This is a genomic window from Variovorax boronicumulans NBRC 103145, from assembly GCF_001591345.1.
Lineage (GTDB): Bacteria > Pseudomonadota > Gammaproteobacteria > Burkholderiales > Burkholderiaceae_C > Variovorax > Variovorax boronicumulans.
In genome coordinates, this window is sequence record NZ_BCUS01000198.1 from 1 (window position 1) to 6,569 (window position 6,569).

Annotated in this window: 7 protein-coding genes; all 7 read right to left on the minus strand. The window is 69.9% G+C overall.

Going from position 1 to position 6,569, the window contains the following annotated elements; translation table 11 throughout:
* Positions 1 to 857 (minus strand): NAD(P)/FAD-dependent oxidoreductase (locus tag VBO01S_RS30265; RefSeq protein WP_062482617.1); only part of this gene is annotated, 857 nt, incomplete at its 3' end.
* Entirely contained in the window at positions 854 to 1,102 is a 249-nt protein-coding gene (locus VBO01S_RS30270; protein ID WP_062482619.1) for a (2Fe-2S)-binding protein, read from the minus strand. The genes VBO01S_RS30270 and VBO01S_RS30265, both read right to left, overlap by 4 nt.
* On the minus strand, positions 1,099 to 2,202 hold the full coding sequence (locus VBO01S_RS30275; protein ID WP_062482622.1) for an NAD(P)/FAD-dependent oxidoreductase: 1,104 nt from the start codon (positions 2,200 to 2,202) through the stop codon (positions 1,099 to 1,101). Before VBO01S_RS30275 ends, VBO01S_RS30270 begins: the two co-directional genes overlap by 4 nt.
* 11 nt (positions 2,203 to 2,213) lie before the next feature.
* Entirely contained in the window at positions 2,214 to 3,149 is a 936-nt protein-coding gene (locus VBO01S_RS30280; protein WP_062482631.1) for a 4-hydroxyproline epimerase, read from the minus strand.
* 15 nt (positions 3,150 to 3,164) lie between these two features.
* Positions 3,165 to 4,307 (minus strand): branched-chain amino acid ABC transporter substrate-binding protein, encoded by a 1,143-nt coding sequence (locus VBO01S_RS30285; RefSeq protein WP_062482625.1) that lies wholly within the window; start codon positions 4,305 to 4,307, stop codon positions 3,165 to 3,167.
* Between the two features lie 449 nt (positions 4,308 to 4,756).
* Complete coding sequence (locus VBO01S_RS30290; protein ID WP_174543716.1) at positions 4,757 to 5,731, minus strand: tripartite tricarboxylate transporter substrate-binding protein; 975 nt, start codon at positions 5,729 to 5,731, stop codon at positions 4,757 to 4,759.
* Between the two features lie 39 nt (positions 5,732 to 5,770).
* Positions 5,771 to 6,569: amidohydrolase (locus tag VBO01S_RS30295; RefSeq protein WP_062482633.1), on the minus strand; the 799-nt coding region annotated here is incomplete at its 5' end.

Below are 6,569 nucleotides of genomic sequence, written 5' to 3' on the forward strand. Positions count from 1 at the left end.
CATTCGCCCGCCGCGTAGATGTCCGCGACGCTCGTGGCCTGCAGCGCATCGACCGCGAGCCCCGGCCCCGCGAGCGCGCAGCCGAGCAGCTGGCCCAGCTGCGTGTTGGGCGTGAGGCCGAAGCCGCAGGCGATGCGGTCGCAGGCCATCTCGACCTCGCGGCTGCCCTGGCGCAGCCGCACCGATTCGACCTGCGTCGTGCCCTGCGCCGAGACCACGCGCGACGCGGTGCGGTAGTTCGCATCGGCCAGCGTGAGCGCCTGCACGGCCTTGCCGGGCCAGCGCACGAGGCTGGCACCGAAGGCCGCGACCGAAGCGAACGACGCCTGCTCGGCGATGCGCAGCACCTGCGCGCCCGCGGCTTTGGCCGTGGCGGCGGCGGCCAGCAGCAAGGGCCCGCTGCCGGCGACGACGATGCGTTCGCCCTCGACCGGCAAGCCCGCCTTGATCAGTGCCTGCAGCCCGCCCGCGCCCGTCACGCCGGGCAACGTCCAGCCGGGGAAGGGCAGCAGCAGCTCGCGGGCGCCGGTGCACAGGATGAGCTTTGTCCATCGCATGCGCGTCGCGCCCTCGGCGTCTTCGAGCAGCAGTTCATGCGAAGCAGGCGCAGCGACCACACGCGTGCCGCTGCGCACGCGCAGGTTCGCGTGGCGTGCGAGCGCCTCGCGCCAGCGGCGTGCCTCCGGGGGCAGCGACGCGCCGGGGCCGTCGCGCCAGATCTGTCCGCCGGGTGCGGGGTTGTCGTCGATCACCACGACCGACGCGCCACTGGACGCCGCCGCTACGGCCGCGGCCATGCCCGCCGGGCCCGCGCCGACGACCAGCACATCGCACGCGTCGATCGCCACGCCGCTCATGCCGTGGTCTCCACGCGCATGCCCTCGGCGCACACGGTCTGGCAGGCGAGGCGGCGCCGCCCATCGATCTGCACGCGGCATTCCTGGCACACGCCCATGCCGCAGAACGGCGCGCGCGGCTGGCCCGTGACCGAGGTGCGCGCCGCGCCCATGCCGCCGGCGATGCGCAAGGCGGCGGCGACCGAACTGCCCGCTTTCACGCGCACGAGCTGGCCATCGATGTGCAGTTGCGTCCGATCGCTCATGCCCTCTCCCGCAGGCCGCGCGGCGCATATGGCGCGGCGTCGAAGTCGGGCGCCGTGCCGGTCATCAGCGCCGCGAGCACGTGCGCGCTGCCCGGCGCCGTGGTCACACCCAGCCCCTCGTGGCCGACCGCGAGCCAGAGCTTCTCGCGCCACGGATGCCTGCCCAGCAGCGGCAGGCCGTCGGGCGAGGCGGCGCGCAGGCCAGTCCACGCGCGCACGGCGTTCAGGTCGGCGAGCCCCGGCAGGTAGTCGAGCGTGCGCTGCAGCATGCGCGCGAGCATCGGCACCTCCACGGCCAGGTCGGTCGTGTCGAACTGGCGCGACGAGCCGACCAGCAGCTGCCCCGTGGGGCGCGGCTGCACGTTGAAGGCGACCGAGTCGCCGTCGCTGTGGTGCGCGCTGGTCACGTAGCCGAGTTCGACGAGCTGGTGGCGCACCGTGCCCGGGTAGCGGTCGGTGATGAGCAGGTGGCCCTTCTTCGGGCGGATCGGCAGCTCGGGGCACAGCGTCGTCGCCTCGATGCCGTTGGCGAGCACGACCTGCGGCGCGTGGCGGCGGCTGCCGTCGGCCAGGCGCAGCGTGCCGTCGTCCTCGATGGCCTCGACCTTCGCGTGTTCGACATGCACCAATGCCGCGTGCTGCGCGAGCAGCCAGCGCGCCGCATTCGGTGCATAGAGGATGCCGTCGCCCGGCACTTCGAGCGCGCCCGACAGGCCGGGGCGCAACGCGGGCTCGGCGCGCGCGAGTTCGGCCGCGCCCAGCAGCCGGCTCTCGATGCCGAGCGCGCTCAGGCGCTGCTGCTTGCGTTCGGCCTCGGCCATTTCCTCGTCGTTCGCCGCGATCCAAAGCGTGCCGCAGGGGCTGTAGGCGCAGCCGGCGCCCAGGCGCGGCGCAAGGGCGCGCCATTGCGCGACCGAGTGGCGGCTGAGCTCGAGTTCGGCCGCGTTGTCGTCCATCACCACGAGGTGGCCCATGCCCGCGCCGGTGGCACCGCCCAGGCGTGCATCGAGCACGCGCACGCGGCGCCCGGCCTGCGCCAGCGCATGGGCGCACGCCGCGCCGACGATGCCGGCGCCGATGACGATGACGTCCACGTCCATGCGCCCCGGTGTCAGAGGCGGATGCCCCAGCCGAAGGGGTCTTCGTCGTCGATGAGCAGCGTGGCCTCGGCACTGATGTGCGCGCGGCCGCGCAGCGTGGGAATGACCTGGTCGCCGTCCATCGCGTAGCTCGCCTCGAAGACGCTGCCGATCACGCTGGCCTGCCGCCACACCGCGCCCGGCGCGAGCTTGCCGTCGGCCGCGAGGCAGGCGATCTTGGCGCTGGTGCCGGTGCCGCAGGGCGAGCGGTCGTAGGCGTTGCCGGGGCACAGCACGAAGTTGCGGCTGTCGGCGCCTTCGTCATCGTTCGCGAAGAGTTCGATGTGGTCGATCTCCGCGCCGTTCGCGCCCGTGATGCCCTGCGCCGCCAGCGCCTTGCGCAAGGCGGCGGTGTAGTCGGTCAGCGCCGCGAGGTTGTCGCTCGCCACGCGCTGGCCGTGCTCGCTCACGAGGAAGAACCAGTTGCCGCCCCACGCCACGTCGCCGCGCACCGTGCCGTGGCCCGGCAGCTCGACCGCCACCTGGTGCAGGTGCCGGTACGCGGGCACGTTGCGCACGCTCACCGAGCCGTCTTCATGCAGCGTGGTCGTCACCGTGCCGACAGGCGTCTCGATGCGGTGCTCGCCCACGCCGATGCGCCCCATGTGCGCCAGGCTCGCGACCAGCCCGATGGTGCCGTGGCCGCACATGCCCAGATACCCGGCGTTGTTGAAGAAGACCACGCCAGCCGCCGCATCGGGCGACACCGGCTCGCACAGCAGCGCGCCGACCACGACGTCGCTGCCGCGCGGCTCCAGCACGGCCGCCGCGCGCCACCTGTCGTGCTGATCTGCGAGCAGCGCGCGGCGCTCGGCCATGGAGCCCTTTCCCAGATCGGGAAAGCCGCCGATCACAAGGCGCGTGGGCTCGCCGCCCGTGTGCGAGTCGATGACCTGGATGCGTTGCATGGGTGTGGGGCTCACTCAGTAGCTGGCAATGGGCACGGGGGCCGCGTTCTTGAACGTGAAGACGGTGATCGGCGCCTGCTTCATGTTGCCCTTGTCGTCGTACGCGTAGGTGGCGGCCACGCCCTTGTAGGTGGCCTTGTAGAGCTCGGCGCCGACCTTGTCGGGGTCGATGGCGTTGGCCTTCTTCATCGACTCGCCGATGAACAGCACCTGGTCGTAGTACGAGGCGGCGTACGCGTCGGGATCGACGTTGAAGCGCTTCTTGAACTTCTCCTTGAAGGCCGGGCCGCTTTGCGCCTTCTCGAGCATGGAGCCGCCCTGCGCGCAGAACACCAGGTCGTTCACCGCGTCGCCGCCGATCTTTCCGGTGGCCGGGCTGCACACGGTGTCGCCGCCCAGCAGCTTGCCGGGCACGGCCAGCTGCTTCATCTGGCGTGCCATGGGCGCGGCCTGCGGCGCGTAGCCGCCGAAGAAGATCGCCTCGGGCGCCTTGCCCTTCATGTTGGTCAGGATGGCGGTGAAGTCCACGGCCTTGTCGGTGGTGAACTCCTGGCCCACGATGGTGAGGCCCTGCTTCTTGGCCTCCTTGGTGAACTCTTCGGCGAGGCCCTGGCCGAAGGCCGTGCGGTCGTCGATCACGCCGACCTTCTTCACCTTCAGTTCCTTGGCCGCGTATACGGCCATGGCGCCGCCGATCTGGTTGTCGCTGGCGATGATGCGGTACAGGTTCTTGTAGCCGCCCTGCGTGACCTTCGGGTTGGTGCCCACGGTGGAGACCAGCGTGCCGCCGTCGCTGTAGATGCGCGAGGCCGGAATGGCCACGCCCGAGCAGTACGGGCCCATGACGAACTTGATGCCGTCGTCGACGAACTTCTGCGCCACGCTGACGCCGGTCTTGGCGTCGCACTGGTCGTCTTCGGAGACCAGCTCGAACTTCAGCGTCTTGCCGCCGACGCTGAGCTTCTTCGCGTTGAGCTCCTCGATGGCCAGGCGGATGCCGTTTTCATTGTCCTTGCCCGCAAAGGCGTTGGGACCCGACAGCGGACCGCTGTGGCCGATCTTGACCACCTGCTCCTGGGCCTGCGCGGGGCTGGCCACGGCCAGGGCGACCAGGCCCGCGAGACTGAGTGAGGAAACCATGCCTGCTTGTGACTTCATGCTTCTTCCTAGGGTTGGGAACAATGAAAAACGACAGGGCCCGGCTGCATGGAGACCTGCCCCAGTTTAAATATATTAAGTACATATCTTGTAGATATCTGTGGGGCAAGCGCTCTTTCGGTCGCTGGGGTTCTGTGATATCTGTGAACGAACGGGCCGTTCGGGGCGCGATCCCGCCGACGGGGCACCTTGCTCCGCGAATGTCCCCCGGCCTGCGGCCTCCTCCTTGATTTCGCTGCGCAAGGCACCCCATCGACGTGATCGGGTCAGTGCGGTGGTTGATCGGCGAAGAACCCACAGCGTGCCCTCGTGCCCGGGACACTGGGTGCTTCCCGCAGCGAAATCAAGGAGGAGGGGCGCAGCCCCGGGGGACATTCGCGGAGGGAAGTACCCGGTGGCCCGGGCACGCGCCCCGAACAGGAGCACCCACCCGGACAACAACAAGAAGGTCAGTCGACCTTCGCCCCCGAAGCCTTCACCACCGCCCCCATCGCATCCCAATCCGCACGCAGCAGCTTCTGGAAGGCTTCGGCGCTCTGGCTGCGCGGCTCCACGCCCAGGCGCTTGAAGCGTTCCTGGATCGCCGGATCGGCCAGCACCTTGTTGGCCGCCGCGTTGATGCGCTCGACCTCGGCCTTCGGCGTGCCCGCCGGCGCCAGGAGGCCAATCCACGAATCGAAGGCGTAGCCCGGCAGGCCGCTCTCGCCTACCGTCGGCAGCTTCGGCAGGAAGGGGCTGCGCGCCTGGCCCGTGGAGGCCAGCAGCTTCACGCGCGCGTCGTCCTGGAAGCCCATCACGCCGATGCTCGACGAGATCACCGCCTGCACGCGGCCCGCGAGCACCTCGTTCACGGCCTCGCCGGTCGACTTGGTCGGGATGTGCGTCATCTGCAGGCCCGCCTTCGCCAGGAACGACGCCATCGCCAGGTGCGTGGCGCTGCCGTTGCCGGCCGAGGCGTAGTTGTACTTGCCGGGGTTGGCCTTGACCTCCTTGATGAAGTCGGCCGTGGTTGCCACGTTCATGCCGCTGGCCACCGCCAGCACGTAGCCCGCATTGCCCACGTTGGCCACACCGACGAAGTCCTTCAGCGGGTCGTAGGGCAGCTTGCTGTACAGGAAGCCCGCGATGTTGTGGCTGGCCGCCGCCAGCACCAGCGTGTTGCCGTCGGCCGGCGCCTTGGCCGCCACCGCCGCGCCCACCGTGCCGCCCGCGCCCGCGCGGTTCTCGACGATGGCGCTGCCGCCGAGCGCGACGCCCAGCTCGTTGTTGAAGGCGCGCGCCACCGTGTCCTGCACGGCGCCCGTGCCGAAGGGAACGATGATGTGAATCACGCGCTGCTGCGCGTGCGCGGCACCAAGGCCGCCCAGGGCCACGGCGGCTGCAAGCGCAGCCAGCGAACGTCGGGTGAACAGGGGAAAAGTCATCGAGGTGGCCGCTTTCATCGTCAACAAAAAAGTCGTGTTTCAGGCGCCCGACGGCAACCAGCGCTGCACCAGCTTCACGAAGTAGCTGGCACCGATCGGGATGATCTCGTCGTTGAAGTCGAACGAGGTGTTGTGGATGATGCAAGGGCCGGGCCCGTGGCCATCGAGCCGGTGGTCGCCGTCGCCATTGCCCAGGAAGGCGTAGCAGCCGGGCCGCGCGAGCAGCATGTGGGCGAAATCTTCGGCGCCCATCACGGCGGGGAAGTTGTCGGTGACCATGTCGTCGCCCACCACCTCGCGCATCACGCCGGCGGCAAAGCGCGCCTCGGCCGGATGGTTCACGGTCGGCGGCGAGGAGCGGTTGAAGTACACCTCGGCCGTGCAGCCATGCGCCGCCGCCACGCCGGCCGCCACTTCGCGCAGCCGCGCCTCGAGCTTGTCGATGGCCTCGATGGAAAAGGTGCGGATCGTGCCGCCCACCGTCGCCACATCGGGAATCACGTTCGGCGCATCCGAACCCTGCAGTTGCGTGACCGCCAACAGTGCGCGCTCGGTGCTGGGAATGGTGCGCGCCACGATGGTCTGCAGTTGCTGCGCCAGCGTGACCACCGCGGCCACCGGGTCGATGCCGGTGTGCGGCATCGAGGCGTGCGTGCCGCGCCCGCGCACGGTGATCTTGTAGGTGTTGCTCGACGCCATCAGCGCACCTTCGTTGAGCGCGAAGCGGCCGACGTCGCCGACGGGGAAGTTGTGCAGCCCGAAGACCGCGTCGCACGGAAAGCGCTCGAACAGGCCCTCGTCGATCATCTTCTTGGCGCCGGCCTTGCCCATCTCCTCG

Bases quoted from the DNA above. Each gene is read 5' to 3' on its own strand.
- VBO01S_RS30270 (WP_062482619.1), bottom strand. From the start codon at position 1,102: ATGAGCGATCGGACGCAACTGCACATCGATGGCCAGCTCGTGCGCGTG.
- VBO01S_RS30275 (WP_062482622.1), bottom strand. From the start codon at position 2,202: ATGGACGTGGACGTCATCGTCATCGGCGCCGGCATCGTCGGCGCGGCG.
- VBO01S_RS30280 (WP_062482631.1), bottom strand. From the start codon at position 3,149: ATGCAACGCATCCAGGTCATCGACTCGCACACGGGCGGCGAGCCCACG.
- VBO01S_RS30285 (WP_062482625.1), bottom strand. From the start codon at position 4,307: ATGAAGTCACAAGCAGGCATGGTTTCCTCACTCAGTCTCGCGGGCCTG.
- VBO01S_RS30290 (WP_174543716.1), bottom strand. From the start codon at position 5,731: ATGACTTTTCCCCTGTTCACCCGACGTTCGCTGGCTGCGCTTGCAGCC.